Source organism: Tepidamorphus gemmatus, from assembly GCF_004346195.1.
In the GTDB taxonomy this organism is placed as follows: domain Bacteria; phylum Pseudomonadota; class Alphaproteobacteria; order Rhizobiales; family Tepidamorphaceae; genus Tepidamorphus; species Tepidamorphus gemmatus.
Genome location: NZ_SMAK01000003.1, coordinates 332,154 through 351,322, shown reverse-complemented (window position 1 = coordinate 351,322; position 19,169 = coordinate 332,154). Strand labels below are relative to the sequence as shown.

18 protein-coding genes are annotated in these 19,169 nt (G+C 68.7%); 8 read left to right on the top strand and 10 right to left on the bottom strand.

Going from position 1 to position 19,169, the window contains the following annotated elements; genetic code table 11:
- The first annotated feature begins 174 nt into the window (after window positions 1–174).
- On the top strand, window positions 175–864 hold the full coding sequence (locus tag EDC22_RS07065; protein WP_132805907.1) for a sulfate transporter family protein: 690 nt from the start codon (window positions 175–177) through the stop codon (window positions 862–864).
- Here the strand turns inward: EDC22_RS07065 and nth are convergent.
- Window positions 843–1,577, bottom strand: coding sequence for an endonuclease III (nth, locus tag EDC22_RS07060; RefSeq protein ID WP_132805906.1), 735 nt, complete (start codon window positions 1,575–1,577; stop codon window positions 843–845). The genes EDC22_RS07065 and nth overlap by 22 nt on opposite strands.
- Before the next feature lie 21 nt (window positions 1,578–1,598).
- On the opposite strand from nth, the gene EDC22_RS07055 reads away from it, so the two are divergent.
- Window positions 1,599–2,102, top strand: coding sequence for a DUF2244 domain-containing protein (locus tag EDC22_RS07055; protein WP_132805905.1), 504 nt, complete (start codon window positions 1,599–1,601; stop codon window positions 2,100–2,102).
- Window positions 2,103–2,186: 84 nt separating this feature from the next.
- Entirely contained in the window at window positions 2,187–3,089 is a 903-nt protein-coding gene (locus EDC22_RS07050; RefSeq protein WP_132805904.1) for a methylated-DNA--[protein]-cysteine S-methyltransferase, read from the top strand.
- A 10-nt stretch (window positions 3,090–3,099) separates the two neighbouring features.
- Here the strand turns inward: EDC22_RS07050 and EDC22_RS07045 are convergent, their stop codons facing one another.
- Entirely contained in the window at window positions 3,100–4,956 is a 1,857-nt protein-coding gene (locus EDC22_RS07045) for a PHA/PHB synthase family protein (RefSeq protein ID WP_132805903.1), read from the bottom strand.
- A 113-nt stretch (window positions 4,957–5,069) separates the two neighbouring features.
- Here EDC22_RS07045 and EDC22_RS07040 point away from each other — a divergent pair, with 113 nt between their 5' ends.
- Window positions 5,070–5,441 (top strand): phasin family protein, encoded by a 372-nt coding sequence (locus tag EDC22_RS07040; RefSeq protein ID WP_132805902.1) that lies wholly within the window; start codon window positions 5,070–5,072, stop codon window positions 5,439–5,441.
- Window positions 5,442–5,536: 95 nt separating this feature from the next.
- Here the strand turns inward: EDC22_RS07040 and EDC22_RS07035 are convergent, their stop codons facing one another.
- Window positions 5,537–5,842 (bottom strand): hypothetical protein, encoded by a 306-nt coding sequence (locus EDC22_RS07035; protein ID WP_165926819.1) that lies wholly within the window; start codon window positions 5,840–5,842, stop codon window positions 5,537–5,539.
- Between the two features lie 46 nt (window positions 5,843–5,888).
- Complete coding sequence (locus EDC22_RS07030) at window positions 5,889–6,674, bottom strand: IclR family transcriptional regulator (RefSeq protein ID WP_132805900.1); 786 nt, start codon at window positions 6,672–6,674, stop codon at window positions 5,889–5,891.
- A 219-nt stretch (window positions 6,675–6,893) separates the two neighbouring features.
- Between EDC22_RS07030 and EDC22_RS07025 the strand changes: the two genes are divergently transcribed.
- The 4 genes from EDC22_RS07025 to EDC22_RS07010 all read left to right on the top strand — a co-directional run bounded on the left by EDC22_RS07025 (window position 6,894) and on the right by EDC22_RS07010 (window position 11,000).
- Entirely contained in the window at window positions 6,894–7,847 is a 954-nt protein-coding gene (locus EDC22_RS07025; RefSeq protein ID WP_207903724.1) for a TAXI family TRAP transporter solute-binding subunit, read from the top strand.
- Between the two features lie 197 nt (window positions 7,848–8,044).
- A complete protein-coding gene (locus tag EDC22_RS07020; protein WP_132805899.1) occupies window positions 8,045–10,150 on the top strand; it encodes a TRAP transporter permease in 2,106 nt (701 codons plus the stop codon).
- Between the two features lie 3 nt (window positions 10,151–10,153).
- Window positions 10,154–10,525 (top strand): DUF1850 domain-containing protein, encoded by a 372-nt coding sequence (locus tag EDC22_RS07015; protein ID WP_132805898.1) that lies wholly within the window; start codon window positions 10,154–10,156, stop codon window positions 10,523–10,525.
- Window positions 10,526–10,700: 175 nt separating this feature from the next.
- On the top strand, window positions 10,701–11,000 hold the full coding sequence (locus EDC22_RS07010) for a cysteine rich repeat-containing protein (protein ID WP_132805897.1): 300 nt from the start codon (window positions 10,701–10,703) through the stop codon (window positions 10,998–11,000).
- Window positions 11,001–11,146: 146 nt separating this feature from the next.
- Here the strand turns inward: EDC22_RS07010 and gyrB are convergent, their stop codons facing one another.
- The 6 genes from gyrB to EDC22_RS06980 all read right to left on the bottom strand — a co-directional run bounded on the left by gyrB (window position 11,147) and on the right by EDC22_RS06980 (window position 18,988).
- Window positions 11,147–13,573, bottom strand: coding sequence for a DNA topoisomerase (ATP-hydrolyzing) subunit B (gyrB, locus tag EDC22_RS07005; protein WP_132805896.1), 2,427 nt, complete (start codon window positions 13,571–13,573; stop codon window positions 11,147–11,149).
- A 196-nt stretch (window positions 13,574–13,769) separates the two neighbouring features.
- Complete coding sequence (locus EDC22_RS07000) at window positions 13,770–14,384, bottom strand: LysE family translocator (RefSeq protein WP_132805895.1); 615 nt, start codon at window positions 14,382–14,384, stop codon at window positions 13,770–13,772.
- 184 nt (window positions 14,385–14,568) lie between these two features.
- Complete coding sequence (gene recF, locus EDC22_RS06995) at window positions 14,569–15,714, bottom strand: DNA replication/repair protein RecF (RefSeq protein WP_165926831.1); 1,146 nt, start codon at window positions 15,712–15,714, stop codon at window positions 14,569–14,571.
- 37 nt (window positions 15,715–15,751) lie between these two features.
- A complete protein-coding gene (dnaN, locus tag EDC22_RS06990; RefSeq protein ID WP_132805893.1) occupies window positions 15,752–16,870 on the bottom strand; it encodes a DNA polymerase III subunit beta in 1,119 nt (372 codons plus the stop codon).
- A 136-nt stretch (window positions 16,871–17,006) separates the two neighbouring features.
- Entirely contained in the window at window positions 17,007–18,434 is a 1,428-nt protein-coding gene (gene dnaA / locus EDC22_RS06985) for a chromosomal replication initiator protein DnaA (protein ID WP_425385518.1), read from the bottom strand.
- Between the two features lie 119 nt (window positions 18,435–18,553).
- Window positions 18,554–18,988 (bottom strand): rhodanese-like domain-containing protein, encoded by a 435-nt coding sequence (locus EDC22_RS06980; RefSeq protein WP_132805892.1) that lies wholly within the window; start codon window positions 18,986–18,988, stop codon window positions 18,554–18,556.
- Between the last annotated feature and the right edge of the window lie 181 nt (window positions 18,989–19,169).

Below are 19,169 nucleotides of genomic sequence, written 5' to 3'. Positions count from 1 at the left end.
CCTTCTTCCCCTTTCTAATTCGTCAGCATTCGGCCGGTTGCGCCGCGGCGAGGCTCGACAGCCCGCAGCGAGGTGGTGCGCCGCAGCCTTGCGCGATTGCAGCCGGCCCGGCCGCTGCCTATGTGAGATCGGATCGCCGTCCGGGCGCCGCCAACCCGACAGGATGCCGAGCCGATGATTGCCGACGCGCTCGCCGCGCTTTCCGACGTGGTCTCCGCGCCGTTCCGCCGGGTGCTGCTGCGCTCGCTCGGGCTGACCATCGCGGTTCTCGTCGGGCTGTGGTTGCTGCTGGTCTCGGTGATCGGCTCGTATCTCGTGCTGCCGTGGGGCTGGCTCGAGACGCTGGTCGACTGGCTGGCCGGCGCCGGCCTTTTGGTCGGGATGGTGTTCCTCGTCGCACCGGTGACCTCGCTGGTCGCCGGACTCCATCTCGACGAGATCGCCGAGACGGTCGAGACGACCGCCTTCCCCGGCGATCGGCCGGGCGTCGCGCTGCCGATCGGCCAGTCGGTCGTGCTGTCGCTGAAGTTCTCCGGACTGGTGATCCTCGCCAACCTGATCGCGCTGGTGCTGCTGCTGGTGCCCGGCGTCAATCTCGTCGCCTTCTACCTCGCCAACGCCTACCTGCTCGGACGCGAGTATTTCGAGCTCGCCGCGCTGCGCTACCGATCCTACGAGGACGCGCGCAACCTGCGCCGCGCCAATGGCGGCCGGGTGTTCCTGGCCGGGCTGCTCGTCGCGCTGATGGTGTCGATCCCGATCGTCAACCTGCTGACGCCGTTGTTCGCCACCTCACTGATGGTGCGGTTGCACCGGCGGATCGGACGCGCGGCAGACCTCCCTCAGACGGTCTTGTCGGGATAGCGGCAGATCTCGCGGATCGGACAGCGGCCGCATTCGGGCCGGCGCGCCTTGCAGACATAGCGCCCGTGCAGGATCAGCCAGTGGTGGGCATGCAGGCGGAACTCGTCCGGCACCACCCGCTCGAGCACCCGTTCGACCTCGAGAGGGGTCCGGCCGATCGCCAGTCCGGTGCGGTTGCAGACGCGGAAGATGTGGGTATCGACTGCGATCGTCGGTTCGCCGAAGGCGACATTGAGGACGACATTGGCGGTCTTGCGGCCGACGCCCGGCAGCGATTCGAGCAGCGCGCGGTCGCGCGGCACCTCGCCACCCGTCGTCTCGACGAGGCGCCGCGACAGGGCGATGACATTCTTCGCCTTGGTACGGAACAGCCCGATGGTCCGGATATGCTCGCGCACCACGTCCTCGCCGAGCGCCAGCATCTTCTGCGGCGTATCCGCCTTGGCAAACAGTGCGCGGGTCGCCTTGTTGACGCCGGCATCGGTTGCCTGGGCGGAGAGCACGACGGCGACCAGCAGCGTGTAGGGGTTGACATATTCGAGCTCGCTCTTCGGCGCCGGGTTGGCCGCACGCAGCGCAGCGAACAGGCGGTGGACCTCCTCCGGAGCGAGCAGGCAGTCGACGCGGCGGCGCTTCGCCGGCGCGCGCACGGTCCGGCCCCTTGCGCCGGACGGCGCTCTGGCGGACGATGCGGCAGGCTGTCTCTTCGTCATTTCGTCTCTATATTGGCGCACATGGTCGATGCCAATCAGCCAACGGTCCGCGGACGCGAGATCTTCTCGGCGGTGATCACCCCGCACCGCTCGCTGTCGCAGCGCGGCTTCCTGGCGCTGATGCTGGCGGTCGGGACCGTCGGCTTCGGTGCCGGCATCGTGTTCATGGCGATGGGCGCCTGGCCGGTCTTCGGCTTCTTCGGTCTCGACATCGCGCTGATCTGGTTCGCCTTTCGCGCCAATTACAGGGCGGCGCGGGCCTGCGAACTGTTGCGGCTGAGCACGGAGGAGTTGACGGTCCGGCGCATCTCGGCCAGAGGCGTGCAGTCGGACTGGAGCTTCAACCCCTACTGGGTGCGGCTCGGCGCGGACCGCGATGCGGACGGGGAGATCACCCGCCTGTGGCTGATCTCGCACGGCAAGGGCATCGAGATCGGTTACTGGCTGTCGCCGGGCGAGAAGGCGGACTTCCACCGCGCGCTCGCGGGCGCGCTGGCGGCCGCGCGGGCAGGTCCGGCCGCCTGACGAGGCGGCATCGCGGAATCGGGTGTCGGCGGGCGGAGCGACCCGCTAGGTTCGACCGCTCACCGGCATCGGAGCCAGCCAGCCATGACCGTGATGCTCACCGATCCCCCGACCGCCGCGAATGCTCATCGGCACGGCGCCGATGACTATGCGAACGTTCGCCGCGCCATCGAATTCATCGCCGCAACCTGGCGTGCGCAGCCGGAGACCGAGACCGTGGCCGCCCATGTCGGGCTGTCGCCGGAGCGGCTGCGCGTCCTGTTCCGGCGCTGGTGCGGACTGACGCCGAAGGCGTTCCTGCAGGCGATCACGCTGGATGCGGCCCGCGAGATGCTGCGCGATTCGGCGAGTGTGCTGGACGCGACCTACGCGCTCGGCCTGTCCGGACCCGGCCGCCTGCATGATCTGTTCGTCACCCACGAGGCGATGAGTCCCGGCGAGTACGCCACGCGCGGCGCCGGCGTCGAGATCGTCTGGGGCTTCCATCCCTCGCCGTTCGGCGAGGCGCTGGTGATGGCGACGTCACGCGGGCTGGCCGGCATGGCCTTCGCCGACGGTCCGCAGGACAGGCCAGGGGTGCTCGCCGACATGACTGCGCGCTGGCCGCGCGCGGCGTTCCGGGAGGATGAAGCGGCGACCGCGCCCTATGCGGCGCGGATCTTCCGGCCGGACATGTGGCGGGCCGACGACCCGCTGCGGGTGGTGTTCATCGGCTCGGACTTCGAGATCCGGGTCTGGGAGACGCTGCTGAAGATTCCGCTCGGACGCGCCACGACCTATTCCGACATCGCCGCCCGCCTCGGCCGGCCGAAGGCGGCCCGTGCCGTCGGTGCCGCCGTCGGCCGCAACCCGATCTCCTTCGTGGTGCCCTGCCATCGGGTTCTGGGCAAGTCCGGCTCGCTGTGCGGATATCACTGGGGGCTGACACGCAAGCGCGCCATGCTCGGCTGGGAACGGGGGCTCGTCGGCGCCGCGCCGGCTGGCTAGGCGGACCGCCTCAGCGGCCGTGCACGTAGCTGCCGGGTGCGGGTTCGAGCGGCGGGAGCCCCTTGTCGGGCGCGCCCATCGGCGGCGGCGGCACGCGCTCCGCAGCGCTGTGCGCTGCAAGCCAGGCCTGCCAGTCCGGCCACCACGAACCCGGCCGAACCTGCGCCACGGCCGCCCACTCGTCCGGGCTCCGGTACGGGTCGCCATCGTGGCGGGTGGCGATCCGGTAGTGGCGCCGGGGGTGTCCGGGTTCCGAGACGATCCCCGCATTGTGGCCGCCCGAGGTCAGCACGAAGGTGATGTCGGCGTGGCTGAACAGGTGAAGCTTGTACACCGATCGCCACGGGGCGATGTGATCCTTCTCGGTGCCGACCAGGAAGATCGGGGCCTCGATGTCGCGCAGCGCGATGACCCGCCCCTCCACCGCGAAGCGGCCGGCAGTGAGCCGGTTCTCCAGGAACAGTGCACGCAGATACTCCGAATGCATGCGCGCCGGCATCCGCGTCTGGTCGGCGTTCCACGCCATCAGGTCGCTCATCGGTTCGCGCTCGCCGAGCACGTAGGTGCGCACCGACTTCGACCAGACGAGATCGTTCGCCCTGAGAAGCTGGAATGCGCCGGCCATCTGGTGGGTGTCGAGCACTCCCTGGTCCCACATCATGTCCTCGAGGAGGGCGATCTGCGCCTCATCGACGAACAGCATCAGTTCGCCGGCCTCGGAAAAATCGGTCTGGGCGGCGAACAGGGTGATGGTCCCGAGACGCCGGTCGCCGTCGCGCGCCATGGTGGCGGCGGCGATCGCCAGCATGGTGCCGCCGAGGCAGTAGCCGCAGGCATGGACCGGGGTATCGGGCACGATCCTGCCGACCACGTCGAGGGCGGCTATTACGCCCCGGGTGCGGTAGTCGTCGAGGCCAATGCCGGCGTCGGCGGGTCCGGGATTGCGCCAGGAGACCATGAACACGGTATACCCCTCGCCGACCAGCCATCGCACCAGCGAGTTCTCCGGCGACAGGTCGAGGATGTAGTACTTCATGATCCAGGCCGGCACGATCAGCACCGGTTCGCGGCGTACCGTCGGCGTCGTCGGTGCATACTGGATCACCTCCATCAGATCGTTGCGGAATACGACCTGGCCAGGCGTGACGGCGAGAGTCTCGCCGACCCGCCAGCGTTCGCTTCCCGCGGGCGGGCGGCCGGCGATCTGGCGGGCGATGTCATCGATCAGGTTGCGCCACCCCTCGACGAGATTGCCGCCGCCGGTCCGCCTGAGCGCCTCGAGGATCTCCGGATTGGTCAGCATCCAGTTGGAGGGCGACAGCATGTCGAGCGCCTGGTCGGCCATGAAGGCGACGCGCGCCGCGCTCTTGCGCTTGACGCCGCGGATCGGCCGGGTCGCTGCCCGCCACCAGTCCTCGATCCCCAGATAGGTCTGCAGCATCATCCGGTAGGGCGGCTTCTGCCAGTCCCGATGGGAGAAGCGGCGATCGTCGGCATCGGGTCGGAACGGCGGCTCGGGGGTGTTCCCGGCAGCAGTCTCGATCGCATAGAGGCCAAGCTTCAGCGCGTCGGCCCAGGCCTTGTGGACGAGCTCGGCCTGGCGGCCGGGTGCGGCGGCAAGATGCACGCCCCAGTCGGCCCAGGCGCTGGCGAATGCCCAAGGGGAAATTCCCTGTGTCCACCGGGCGAGCGCGGCGCGGGCGACGCGGTCGAGCGTGTCGTAGCGAGACCCGGCGAGCGTGTCGTAGCGAGACCCGGCGAGGCCGTCGGGAGCGGGCGGGGATCGGCGGGGCTCGGATGCAGCGCCGGTGGCGCCGTCCGGCTGCGGCGCGGGAACAGTGGCAAGGGTGGGTCGGGCAGCCGTCATGACGTCACATATAGGCCCGCTTTGGTGACGAGATTTTGATCAGGCGCAATGCAACGGCCCGGGGGGCGATCAGTGTGTTCGATACACCGAACGAGTGCAGGGAGGTTCCCGCAATGGCGAAGTCCGCATCCCGATCTGCGACGGCCGCCGAGGCCAACGTCCTCCAGATCAATCAGGAGGCACTGGAGACGGTGCTGGAGCTGCAGATGAGCTTCCTGGAGACCGCCTCGCGCTTCGCGCAGGAGTTCACCGCCTTCGCGGCGCACCGGGTCGAAGCCAATGCCGAGGATTTCGCGCGGCTGACCGATGTGAAGTCGCCGCCGGAACTCCTGCAGCTGCAGCTCGAGCACATGCGCACGATGTTCGAGGATTACATGCGCGAGGCCAACAAGCTGATGGCGATGACCAGCAGCCTGGTCAGGGAGAGCGGCGAGGCGGTGCGCGCGTCGTGCCTGCCGGCCGAGGCACACCGCAAGCCGCATTGAGACGTTCCGCAGCGAACAGGCGCTGCCGGCCAGGCGGCTCTGCCGGCAGCAAGGCGGATCATTGACCTGTTCGGTCAGCTCGACCTCGGGCCTGGTCAGGCGGTTGCCCAGTCCAGGCCGCCGAACCAGCACGGCCTGCGGCGGGCGAGGAAGCCGGCCGCGTCCTTTCCGCAATCCGGGCCTCGACCGTCCCGGTGACCGGTTCCCGACAATGGCAGCTCGTCGATGCCGGTCGCCGGCAGCAGCCCGGGCAGCGGGCGCGCGGCACCGATGGCGTCGAGGCTGCCGTCGGTCAGCGTCGTCGTCCCGGTCACGCCGACGGCCTGAAACCAGACGGTCGTCTGCGCCTGCATGACCGCGCTGTGGCCGGCCACCGAGCGTACCGCCGATGTCACCCGCACGGTGACCGACGATGTCGCACCCCCTGGTGGGATACCTGACCTCATCTCAGGTCGGCCGGTAGCCGAGCAGCCTGGAGATCTCGCGGCCGGCCCGCGTCACCGCGGCGGTCTGTTCGGCGGTCGGCGGCTCGGGGATGTATTGCACCGAATCGACGATGGCGATGATGCCGGCAAGGCGACCGCCACCGTCGAGGATGGGCGCAGCCAGCGCGTTCAGTCCGATCGTGGTCTGGTTGGCCGCTGACGCCCAGCCGCGCGCGCGGATCTGGTCGATCTCCGCCGCCAGCAATGCCGGATCGGTGATCGTGTCGTCGGTGTGCGGTTCGAGCGGTCCGGCGAGCACCCGATCATGCGTCTCCTTCTCGCCGAAGGCGAGCGCCACCTTTCCCTGCGCGGTCGAGTGGAAATCGATCACCGATCCGACCTTGACACCGATCTCCAGCGCGGACTTGCCGGTCAGCATGGCGAGGATGTGCACGCCGTCGGGCTCGGCCTGCGACAGCACCACCGGATTGCCGAGATGCTCGCGCAGCTCGCGCATCACCGGGCGGGCCACCGAGGTCAGTTCGAAATTGTCGGAGACCGCCCGGCCGAGCGCGATCAGTCGGGTGCTGACCTTGTAGCGCTCGGTGTCCTCCTCGCGGATGATGTACCCGGCGGCCAGCAGCGTCTGCAGATGCCGATGCATCCGGCTCTTGGTGGTATTGAACGCCTTGGCGAGCTCGGTCACCCCCACCGCCGCCTGGCGCTGGGCGAGGAGTTCGAGGATCTCCAGCGCGAAGACCACGGCCTGGACGCCGCTGCCGCGCGGCGACCCGGAGATGCGGGGCATCGAAACGACCTCCTGCCTGGCGGTTACAATCACGAGATCAATGTTACGATGATCGTAACTGGTATGCCCAAGACTGCAAGATCTTCCTGCGCCACGTCGATCACAGCGGCGACCTTCATGTTGTCAGCGACGGTCCGGCTGTTAGATTGGCCGACAGTCCCATCCGGGCTCAACCGCATGTTCCAAGAATCAGGCACACGTCGACGCGGAGGAATATTGATGCACCTTTTGAAGCGCCCCATCCTGATAGCTGCCGGAGCAGCGGCGATCGTTGCCGCCCCTCTGACCGCGAAGGCAGTCGAATACGTCAACATTCTCACCGGCGGGCAGGCCGGCGTCTACTATCCGCTCGGCGTCGCCATGGAAAAGCTGTTCGCCGCGCAGATCCCCGACGTCCAGCCGTCCGTGCAGTCGACCAAGGCCTCGGTCGAGAACCTCAATCTGCTTCAGGACGGCAAGGGGGAAATCGCCCTGGCACTGGGCGATTCGGTCGCGCTCGCCTGGGAAGGCAATGCGGATGCCGGTTTCAAGGCGCCGCTCGACAAGCTGCGGGCAATCGGCGCGATCTATCCGAACTACATCCAGATCGTCGCCTCGAAGGAGTCCGGCATCACGACGCTGGCAGACCTGAAGGGCAAGCGCCTGTCGGTCGGCGCGCCGCGTTCGGGGACCGAGCTCAACGCCCGGGCGATCCTCGGCGCCGCCGGCATCAGCTATGACGATCTCGGCAAGGTCGAGTACCTGCCCTTCGCCGAATCGGTCGAACTGATGAAGAATCGCCAGCTCGACGCCACGTTGCAGTCGGCCGGGCTCGGCGTCGCCTCGATCCGAGATCTCGCCACGTCGGTCGACATCGTGGTGGTCGAGGTACCGGCCGACGTGGTCGCGAAGATCGGCGCGCCGTACATCGCCGCGACCATTCCCGCCGGCACCTACACCGGACAGGATGCGGATGTCGCGACCGCTGCGGTCGTCAACTTCCTGGTGACGCATTCGGGCGTGTCCGACGACCTTGCCTATGGCATGACCAAGGCGATCTTCGAGAACCTCGATCAGTTGGTCGCGGCGCATTCGGCTGCCCGGGCGATCTCGCTGGAGAATGCGCCGAAGGATTCGCCGATCCCGCTGCATCCCGGTGCGGAGCGGTATTACCGGGAAAAGGGTGTGATGTAGATCACCGGACCGGTCTCAGCACGACCGCAGACCGGGCACGGCGCCATGACCGAACGGCGGTGCAACACGATGGCCGGGGCCGCCCCGGCCATCGCCGCGTCCCGAACGGGCGCATCATGGCCCGGCGCATCTCGGGCCGGGAAACCGCCACATCCGTCCGATGCGCGCGCCGCGCCGCCGGCAGTCAGGGGTCTCGCATGACCGCAGCACGCATCGCGGCGCCCGACGGTGCGACGGCACCGCGGGAGACCCAGCACTGGGCCTGGGGACCCCGGCCAGGCGCGGCGATCCTGTTTGCGGTCGCCATCGCCTTCTCGCTGTTCCAGCTGTGGACGGCCGCCTATTCACCGATCCCGAGCCAGGTGGTCAGGGCGGTGCATGTCGGCTTCCTGATGCTGCTGCTGTTCGGGCTCGTCGCCAACCGCGCGCCACTGGCCGGCTGGCGCGTCGCCCTGTTCGCGGGTCTCGGCATCGCCGGCTTCGCCATCGGCCTCTACCACTGGGTGTTCTACGTCGAGATCGTGATCGAGCGCGCCGGCGCGCCGAATGACGTCGATCTCGTCGTTGGCACCGTCGCGGTCGCGCTGGTCTTCCTCGCCGGCTACGTGATGATGGGCCCGGCGCTGCCGATCATCTGCGGGCTGTTCCTCGCCTACGGCCTTTGGGGTCACCTCCTGCCGCCGCCCTTCGGCCATCGCCCCTACGACTATGAACAGATCATCGAGATCCTGTTCCTCGGCACCGAGGGCATCTACGGCACGCCCACTTATGTGTCGTCGACCTACATCTTCCTGTTCATCCTGTTCGGCGCCTTCCTGGAGCGGGCCGGGATGATCCAGCTGTTCACCGACGTCGCCATGGGCACGGTCGGCCACACACGTGGCGGCCCGGCCAAGGTCTCCGTCGTCTCCTCCGGTCTGATGGGCACGATCAACGGCTCGGGCGTTGCCAATGTGGTGACCACCGGGCAGTTCACCATTCCGTTGATGAAGCGATTCGGCTTCCGTCCGGCCTTTGCCGGCGGCGTCGAGGCGACCTCCTCGATGGGGGGCCAGATCATGCCGCCGGTGATGGGGGCTGTCGCCTTCATCATGGCCGAGACGATCGGTGTTCCCTATGTCGAGGTTGTGACGGCGGCAATCGTGCCGGCGATCCTCTACTTCGTCACCGTGTTCTGGATGGTGCATCTGGAAGCCGGCCGGCTCGGTCTGAAGGGGCTGCCGCGCGATGAACTGCCGAGCGCGCTCGGCGCGCTCCGGCGGCGCTGGTATCTGATCCTGCCGCTGGCCGCGCTCGTCTATCTGCTGTTCTCAGGCTACACGCCGCTGTTCGCCGGAACGCTCGGCCTGGCGCTGACGATGCTGATCATCCTCGGCGTGCCGGTCGCCGCCCGGCTCGGACCGATCGCACTGAGAATGGTGTTCTGGGTGGCGCTCGGCCTGGCGGCGAGCCAGTTCTTCCGATTCGGCATCAACATCGTCGTGCTGCTGATCGGGCTGCTGATCGTGGCCAATCTGTTCACCAGAGGCGGACGGGAGACGCTGAAGCTGTCGGTCGAAAGCCTCGCGGAGGGCGCCAAGAACGCGCTGCCCGTCGGCGTCGCCTGCGCGCTGGTCGGTGTCATCATCGGCGTGCTGGCGCTGACCGGGACCGCCACCACCTTCGCCCGGGTGATCGTGGCAATCGGCGAGAGCTCGCTGTTCCTGTCGCTGGTGCTGACCATGCTGACCTGCCTGATCCTCGGCATGGGCATCCCGACGATCCCCAACTACATCATCACCTCGTCGATCGCCGGCCCCGCTCTGCTCGATCTCGGCGTGCCGCTGATCGTCAGCCACATGTTCGTCTTCTATTTCGGCATCATGGCCGACCTGACGCCACCGGTGGCGCTGGCCGCCTTCGCTGCAGCCCCGATCGCCAAGGAATCGGGCATGAAGATCGGCGTGCAGGCGGTGCGCGTCGCCATCGCCGGCTTCGTCATCCCCTACATGGCGGTCTACGCGCCGACGCTGATGCTGCAGCCGGGCGGACCGCTCGCCGCGGCGATCGGCTTCTGGCCGGCGGTCGCCTACAACGTCTTCAAGGCGCTGCTGGCGATCTCGCTGTGGGGGGCGACCGCAATCGGCTTCGCTGGCGTCAGGCTCGCCTGGTGGGAGCGGCTGTGGGCGTTCGCCGGGGCCGCCTTGCTGATCGTCGCCCTGCCGATCACCGACGAGATCGGCCTTGCCGCCTGTTTCGCCTTCGTCGGCTGGGTGTGGTGGCGCAACCGCCGCAGCCGCGCGGCGGCCGTTTCGGCAGGCTGAGCGATGGCTGTGTGCCTGGCGAGCGCCGTCGCCGCGGCGCGCATCGCCGCAACGGCCTTCACGCTTACCTGGATGCACACGGTCGAACGCATCCCGTGGCAGGAGGACTGGCGGGTCGAGGCGGACCGCCTCGTGCTCGAGACCGTGCGGCTCAAGGGCTCAGGCGCCGGCATGGAGCCGGCCCCGGAGGCGCGGCTCGTCGACGGCTGGTATGTCTGGCATCCGCGGGACGACACGCGGACGCAGATCGTGCTGCGCCGGGCCGACACCGCGATGGCCGGCGACTGGAGCCTGTGCACCGAGCCGGAAGGATGCCGCAGCCTCGCCGAGCTCGTGGGCGGGGCCGATCCGGTCCGGCTTCTCCCCTGCCCCTGAGTCCCGAGCGTACCCGATCCCCCGGCGCCTGCTGTCCCCGATCGGCGTCCGCATCGCACCGCTTCGGCGCGGGCGGCGACCAAGTCTTACACTTTACCGCCCCGCGAGGGACAGTTCTGCGACATCAGCCATGCATGGTGGGTCCCATTCGGAGGCACCGGCAGGGAGAGCAACGATGCCGATTGCAATGCTTCGCCCCAGGACCCTGGGCCTGGTGGCCGGGATCATGGCGGTGGCGCCAATGGCGGTCACGACGGCGCGCGCCCAGGAGACGGGTGGTCTCGACCGCACCACGCGGCAGGCGATCCGCATGGCCTGCGTGGCCGACTATCAACGCTACTGCAGGTCGGTCCGGCCCGGCGACGGACGCCTTGCCGCCTGCTTCAGGGACCATGCTGACGGGCTGTCGGCAGCCTGCCGCGCCGCGCTGATCCCGCTCATCGATTCTCCCCCGGCGTCGCCGCCGCCCGGCTGATCTCCGTCCGACCCGACCGCCGGCGGCGGCGACCGTCGCGGGCCCGCGCCGCTCCACCCGGTGCGGGCCCGTGCAGCCGTCCGCGTCGCAGCGCAACTGTCTCGCTGCGCGGCAGTAACAATCGCCTGCTCACCCCCGCGCCAGCCTCACACGTCGAGGTTCGACACGCTGAGCGCGTTCTCCTGGATGAACCGCTTGCGCGGCTCGACAACGTCACCCATCAGCTCGGTGAAGATCTCGTCGGCGTCGGCCGCATCGCGCACCCGCACCTGCAGCAGCGAGCGGGCGTTCACATCGAGCGTCGTTTCCCAGAGCTGTTCGGGATTCATCTCGCCGAGCCCCTTGTAGCGCTGCAGCGACAGCCCCTTAGACCCGGCCGCCATCACTGCGCGGAACAGCGCGCTCGGACCGCGGATCTCGGTGGCGACGTCCTTGCGGCGGAACACCGCAGCCTTGACATAGACCTCCTGCAGGTGCGCGGCGTGGCTGTCGAGCTTGCGCGCATCGGCCGAGGACAACAGGGCCCGGTCGATGAACGAGGCCTCCTTCACCCCGCGCACCTCGCGCTCGAAGCGGAAGCCGTCGTCGGTGGGAATGCCGACCCAGCCGCGCTCGGTCTCCTCCGACAGAAGATCGAGCCGCCGGGCGATGTAGGCCGCGGCGGCCTGCCGCTCCTCTTCCGACTTGCCCACATCGGGGCTGAGCACGCCGGCGATTGCCGCCTGCTCGACGGTGGTGCGGTGATAGCGGTGATGCAGGGCGTCGATCGTCCTGGCGATGATGCGGGCCTCCTCGACGATCGCCCGCAGATCGGCGCCGGTGCGGACCTCGCCATTGGCGAGCGTCAGCGAGGCGTCCTCCAGCCCGCAGGCGAGCAGGTAGTCCTCAAGCGCCCGTTCATCCTTCAGATACTGCTCGGAATTGCCGCGCTTGACCTTGTAGAGCGGCGGCTGGGCGATGAACAGGTGGCCGCGCTCGATGAGTTCGCGCATCTGGCGATAGAAGAAGGTCAGCAGCAGCGTGCGGATATGGGCGCCGTCAACGTCGGCGTCGGTCATGATGATGATCTTGTGGTAGCGCAGCTTGCCGATGTCGAAGTCCTCCGGACCGATGCCGGTGCCGAGCGCCGTGATCAGCATGCCGATCTGTTCGGACGACAGCATCTTGTCGAAGCGCGCCCGCTCGACATTGAGGATCTTGCCCCTGAGTGGCAACACCGCCTGGAAGGCACGGTCGCGGCCCTGCTTGGCCGAGCCGCCGGCCGAATCGCCCTCGACGATGAACAGTTCGGACTTGGCCGGATCGCGCTCCTGGCAGTCGGCGAGCTTGCCGGGCAGGTTGGCGATGTCGAGCGCGCCCTTGCGGCGGGTCAGTTCACGCGCCTTGCGCGCCGCCTCGCGGGCGGCCGCGGCCTCGACGACCTTGGAGACGATCGCCCTGGCCTCGGCGGGATGTTCCTCGAACCACACCGAGAGTCCCTCGCCGACAAGGCTCTCGACGACCGGCCGGACTTCGGAGGAGACCAGCTTGTCCTTTGTCTGGCTCGAGAATTTCGGATCCGGCACCTTCACCGACAGGACACAGGTCAGCCCCTCGCGGCAGTCGTCGCCGGTCAGCGACACCTTCTCCCGCTTGATGATGCCGGAGCTGTCGGCGTAGCCCGTCACCTGACGGGTCAGCGCAGCGCGGAAGCCTGCCAGATGCGTGCCACCGTCGCGCTGGGGTATGTTGTTGGTGAAACACAGCACGTTCTCGTGGTAACTGTCGTTCCACCACAGCGCCGCCTCGACGGCGATGCCGTCGCGCTCGCCCTTCAGCACCACCGGCTGGCTGATCAGTGGCGATTTCGCACGGTCGAGCCAGCGCACGAAGGCCTCGACACCACCCTCGTAGTGCATCTCCTCGCGCTTCTGCTCGACGCCGCGATTGTCGGTCAGCGTGATGGTGACGCCGGAATTGAGGAACGCGAGCTCGCGCAGCCGATGTTCGAGCGTGTGCCAGTCGAACTCGGTCATGGTGAAGGTGGCCGGGCTCGGCAGGAAGGTCACTTCGGTCCCGGTGCGGCCGTTCGACGGCCCGACCACGGCGAGCGGCGCCTCGGCGTTGCCGTCCCGGAAAACCATCATGTGCTCGCTGCCGCCGCGCCAGATCCTGAGCGTCAGCTTCGAGGACAGCGCGTTGACCACCGAAACGCCGACGCCATGCAGGCCGCCGGACACCTTGTAGGAGTTCTGGTCGAACTTTCCCCCCGCATGCAGCTGGGTCATGATGACTTCGGCGGCCGACACGCCCTCCTCGTGCATCTCCGTGGGAATGCCGCGGCCGTTGTCGGTGACGGTCACCGAGCCGTCCGCATTGAGCGTGACATCGACCCGGTCGCACCAGCCGGCAAGCGCCTCGTCGATGGCGTTGTCGACCACCTCGTAGACCATGTGATGCAGGCCGGAGCCGTCGTCGGTGTCGCCGATATACATGCCCGGCCGCTTGCGCACGGCGTCCAGGCCCTTGAGAACCTTGATCGATTCCGCGCCGTAGTCGGAGCCGCCTGCGGCGACGGGCTCGTTGTCCTGCATATCGATATCCACTGTCAGAGGGCCTCGCGCGCCAAGCCTTCAGCCGCCCTTCGGCGCCTGCCCAGGGAGGATCACCAGAATCAGTGCCAGTCTAGCATTTCCGGAGGCCGAATGCCGACCCCGGACCTTGCTCATTTCACTGAAAAATATGGGTATTTCCGTGGCGGACGGCAATCTGCGGGGATCCGCGCGCGGCTCAGCCGCGCGCCGCGATCGCCGCCGCCGCGCCCATCATGCTGGCGCCGGCGAGCCGGTTGAGCCGGCGGCGCGCCGCCGCCGACTCGAACATCCGGCGGGCACGGGCGGCGAGCGCCGCGTAGGCGCCGATCACCACCACGAGGTCGAGGATCACCACCGCCGACATTTCCGCGAAGGCCAGCGCCGTCAGGCCGCCGAGATCGACGATGGTCGGCAGGACAGCGAGATAGAACAGGATCACCTTCGGGTTGCCGAGCGTCACCGCCAGCCCGGCCAGGAAGGTCGAGACCGGCCCGCCGCCGGTGCGCGCCGCGATGACGCCATGCTCGGGCTTCGCGGTCCAAAGCCGGATGGCGAGATAGACGAGATAGGCCGCGCCGAGCCAGCGAATGATCACGAACACCGTGCCGAAGCTCGCCGCGATGACCCCGAGCCCGAGCGCCGCGGCCGACAGGTAGACGAGGTCGCCGACGATCAGTCCGGCCATCATCGGCAGGGTCGGGCGGAAGCCGGTGCCGAGCGCACGACCGACGATCGCCGCGATGCCCGGCCCGGGAATGGCGGCGGCAAGCCCGAGGGCGAGCGCGAAGGCGACGAGGCTGGTCGTGTCCATGGCCGCCAAAGGTCTACGCCATCACGGCCGGCGAGGGAAGCGGCTTCGACGGTTCGGGAGGCCAGCGCACCGGTCGGGTGCGCTTCGGGCAGCCGCCGTTGTGCCGGACAGACATCGGCGGAGGATCGCCTCGCCGGCGTGGCACGATTGCCGCACGGCCGGTTTGGCGAACGTTGCCTGCCGCTCACAGCGGCGACACCCGGCCGTCGATGACCTCAAAGCATTGCGCATCGGCAGCGATGTCGGCGAACAGCAGCCGGTCTGTGCCGGTCATCCAGGCCTGCGCGCCGAGCGCCAGGATCTCGCCGAACAGCGCCGCGCGCCGGATATCGTCGAGATGCGCCGCCACCTCGTCGAGCAGCAGAAGCGGCGCGACCCCCCGATCGGCGGCGGCCACGATCCGCGCATGGGCGAGGACGAGGGCGATCAGCAGCCCCTTCTGCTCGCCGGTCGAGGCGATGGCGGCGGGGACACCGCGATTGGCATGGACGACCGACAGATCGCTGCGATGCGGGCCGAGCAGCGTCCGCCCGGCGGCGGCATCCCGACGTCGCGCCGCCTGCAGCGCGCGGCGATAGTTCTCCTCGACGTCCAGCGCCGGCATCGCGCGCAGCTCGTTCTCCAGGGTTCCGACCAGCTCCAGGGCGGGGTCGGGGAAGACTCCGCCCGCACGGCCGGCGAGTGCCGCGCTCAACCGCGCCACCGCCTCTGCCCGCGCGGCAGCGAGCGCTACCGCCGATCCGGCAAGCTCATGCTCGACCGCATCGAGCCAGCGTCGATCGGGACGTGCCTCCTCGAGCAGGCGGTTGCGCTGACGCATCAGCTTCTCGAACTCGCCGACCCGGGCGGCGTGGCCAGGATCCAGCGTCAGCACCAGGCGGTCGAGGAAGCGGCGCCGGTCGGCGGCGGCGCCGGTGAACAGACCGTCCATCGCCGGCGTCAGCCACAGGACGCGAACGATCTCGCCCAGCGCCGACACCGAGCGCGCCCGCTGCCGGTCGATCCGCACCTCGCGACCGCTCTCGCCGCGGCGGAATCCGGTGCCGACATCGACCGCGGCCTCGCCGCGCTCCACGGAGGCGGCCACGGCGAAGGCGTCGGCGCCGGCGCGGATCACCGCGTCGAGGCTGGCGCCACGCAGCCCGCGGCCGGGGGCCAGGTAGGACAGCGCCTCGAGGAGATTGGTCTTGCCGGCGCCATTGGCCCCGGTCAGCACCACCGGTTGCGGCCCGAGCGTCAGCCGCAGCTCCGGATAGTTGCGATAATCGGTCAGCGCCAGCCGGCGGATCGCAACGCGGTGCCGGGCCCCGGACGGGCCGGCGTCGTCGATGGCCGCTGACGCATCCGGCAGGACGAAGGACCTTTCGTCAGACCCGCATCGGCATCAGCACGTAGAGCGCCGAGCGGTCGGTTTCGTCGCAGATCAGTGTCGGCGAGCCTGGGTCGGCGAGTTCGAACCGCGCCTCGCCGCTCTCCAGCTGCCCGGTTATGTCGAGCAGGTAGCGCGCGTTGAAGCCGATCTCAAGCGGCTCGGACGAATAGGCCGCGGCCAATTCCTCCGTCGCGTTGCCGGCGTCGGGATTGTTGACGCTCAGCACCACGCGATCGCGGTCCAGCGCGAGCTTTACCGCCCGCCCCCGCTCGCTGGAGACGGTCGATACAAGGTCGACGCTGCGGGCGAACGCATCGCGATCGACGCGCAGGATCCTGTCATTGCCGGTCGGGATGACCCGGGCATAGTCCGGGAAGGTGCCGTCGATCAGTTTCGAGGTGAGGACCACGGCGCCCAGCGTGAACCGCACCTTGTTGGCGGACAGTTCGATGCCAACCGCCTCGGCCGGATCGTCGAGCAGCCGGAGGAGTTCCTGCACCGCCTTGCGCGGCACGATGATGCCCGGCATCCCCTGCGCCCCGTCCGGCGCGTCGGTCTCGACGCGGGCAAGCCGGTGGCCGTCGGTCGCAACGGCGCGCAGATGCGCAAGCCCGTCCGTCTCGACCGTGTGGAAGTAGATGCCGTTCAGGTAGTAGCGGGTCTCCTCCTGGGAGATCGCGAACTGTGTCTTGTCGATCAGCCGCTTGAGCCGGCCAGCGGGCAGCGCGAAGCGGTGGCTGAACGCCCCGGCGGTGATGTCGGGGAAATCGGAGCCCGGCAGGGTTTGCAGCGTGAAGCGGGCGCGCCCGGAGGACAGCACCAACGAGGCGCCGTCGGGGCCGGTCTCGAGGGCGACCTGTGCGCCGTCCGGCAGCTTGCGAACGATATCGTAGATCGTATGGGCGGCGACCGTGGTCGCGCCGGGCTGCGCCACGTCGGCCGGCGAGGTATCGACCACCTCGATGTCGAGGTCGGTGGCCTTCAATTGCAGCGTCGCACCATCCGCCCGCACCAGGATGTTGGACAGGATCGGGATGGTATTGCGCCGTTCGACCACCCGGTGGACGTGACCGAGCGATTTCAGAAACGCGGCGCGTTCGATCGTGACACGCATGGCACGCAATCCTGTCGATCAGCCGGCGCGGCAGACCCGACCGGCACCCCAACCCACCCAGTGCGGGAAAGGATGGTGAACTTGCCGGGAACGGGTCGCATTTGCAAGTGCAGCGGGCGCGCGAAGCGGCGCGCTCTCAGCTCTCGCCGTCTTCGATACGGCGGCGCAGGGTCTCGATGTCGCGCGCCAGCGACCTGTCCTTGGCCAGCAGCCCTTCGATCTTGCGCACCGCGTGCAGCACGGTGGTGTGATCGCGGTTGCCGAAGCGGCGGCCGATCTCCGGCAGGGAGCGTGGTGTCAGCACCTTGGCAAGATACATGGCGATCTGGCGGGGCACGACGATCGCCCGGGTGCGACGGTTCGACACCAGGTCGGACCGCGACACCTGATAGTGCATGGCGACGACGCGCTGGATGTCCTCGATGCGGATCTGCGGTCGCTCCTGGGTGGCGACGAGATCGCGGATCACCCGTTCGGCAAGGTCGAGCGTCACCGGCACGTTGGCGAAGCAGCGATACGCTGCCAGCCGGTTCAGCGCCCCCTCGAGGTCGCGGCCGCTGGATGAGACCTGACGGGCGACATAGTCCAGCACCTCGGTCGACAGATCGACGGACTGTCCCCGCTCGGCGAGCGCCCGCACCCGAGCCTCGAGGATCTGGCGGCGCAGCGCAAGCTCCTGGCTGCCGATGGCAGCGACGAGTCCGCCGGCGAGCCGCGAGCGGGTTCGGTCGTCGAAGCCACACAGATCGGCCGGCGGGCGGTCCGCAACGATCACCACCTGCCGGCAGCCCTCGATGAGGGCGTTCATCGTATGGCTGAATTCGCGGTGGGTGGCCTTGCCCTGCAGGAACTGCAGATCGTCGATCAGCATGAGGTCGATGGAGCGCAGCGTCTCCTTGAACGGGATCGCTGCATCCGACCGCACCGCGGACACGAAGCGGAACACGAACTGCTCGGCCGACAGATGCAGGATGCGGCGCGAAGGGTCGAGCTCAGCCGCCTTCCAGGCGATGGCATGCAGCAGATGTGTCTTGCCGCGACCGACGCCGCCGTGAATGAACAGCGGGTTGAACATGGTGCCGGCCGAACCGGACGTGGCCACCGACAGTGCGGTGTCGTGCGCGATCTTGTTGGATTCGCCCACCGCGAAGGTCTCGAACTTGAAGCGCGGATCGAGCGGCGCACTCTCGAAGAGCTGGTCGCCCGACGCCGTGGCAGGCTGGACCAGCGCCGGAGCGGACCGCGTATCGCGCAGGCGCCGCTGCACCGGCGCCGGGGTGGACCGCTCCGGCGTCGCCGTCTCGACGCCGCGCACGCGCACGTCGACCCGCTCGACGCCCGGACATTCGGCGCGCCACAGCGCCAGCAGACGGGCGCCGTAATTGGTGCGGATCCACATCCGCAGGAACGGCGTGGCGACCGTCAGCACGGCCGTCATGTCGGACACCTCGACGAAGGACAACCCCTTGAACCAGCTGCGGTAGATGTCCTCACCGAACTCGGCGCGAAGCCGCTGGACGATGCGCGACCAGGCCTCGGCATGGCGAGCGCCCGAGTCCGTCACGGCCGCCCCCGCCGTCTCGGCCTGCCGGTCCGCCCCTCCCGACACCCAGTTCGCGCTGGCATCCGCGTCCTCCGAGAGTTCCATCGCCACGCCCGCCGCACCTGTCGCCATCCGTCCACTCATGACTGCACCCAAGGAAGTCCCGATGCCTTCCACCCCTCGACCGTGCCGCGATGGCGCGCGACATCGAGCCGCCCCTCGAAACCGTCCGAGATGTTGAAGCAGGCCGCATAGCCCGCCGCCGTGGCGCGCGCCGCCGCCGACGCGCTGCGCGCGCCCGAGCGGCACAGGAAGAACAGCGGCGCCTCGCGCGCGGCCGGGATCGCACCGAGCGCCGCAGCGAGTTCCTCGAGGAAGCGCGGATTGACCTGCATCGCCGGATAGCTCTGCCACTCGATCAGCACCGGCTGCTTGCCGATCGGCGACAGGTCGGCGACGCCGACGAAGGTCCATTCGGCCCGCGTGCGCACGTCGACGAGAACGGCCGACGGATCCTCCGCCAGCATCCGCCAGGCCTCGGATGAGGAAACGTCACCTGCATATGCGCCGGACATGATCCGCCCGCATCTCCCATTCTGCCAGAGTAGGTTCTCACGCCGTCCGGTCAAACCCGGACTTAACCTGTGCCGGCGTTACAGAATACGAGCCGGCTCGAGTACTGAGTCGAGTCTCTCAGAGATGCAGAAAAGAATATCCGGCGATGTCACCCGTCCGCGCCCGTGCGACCATTGTCAT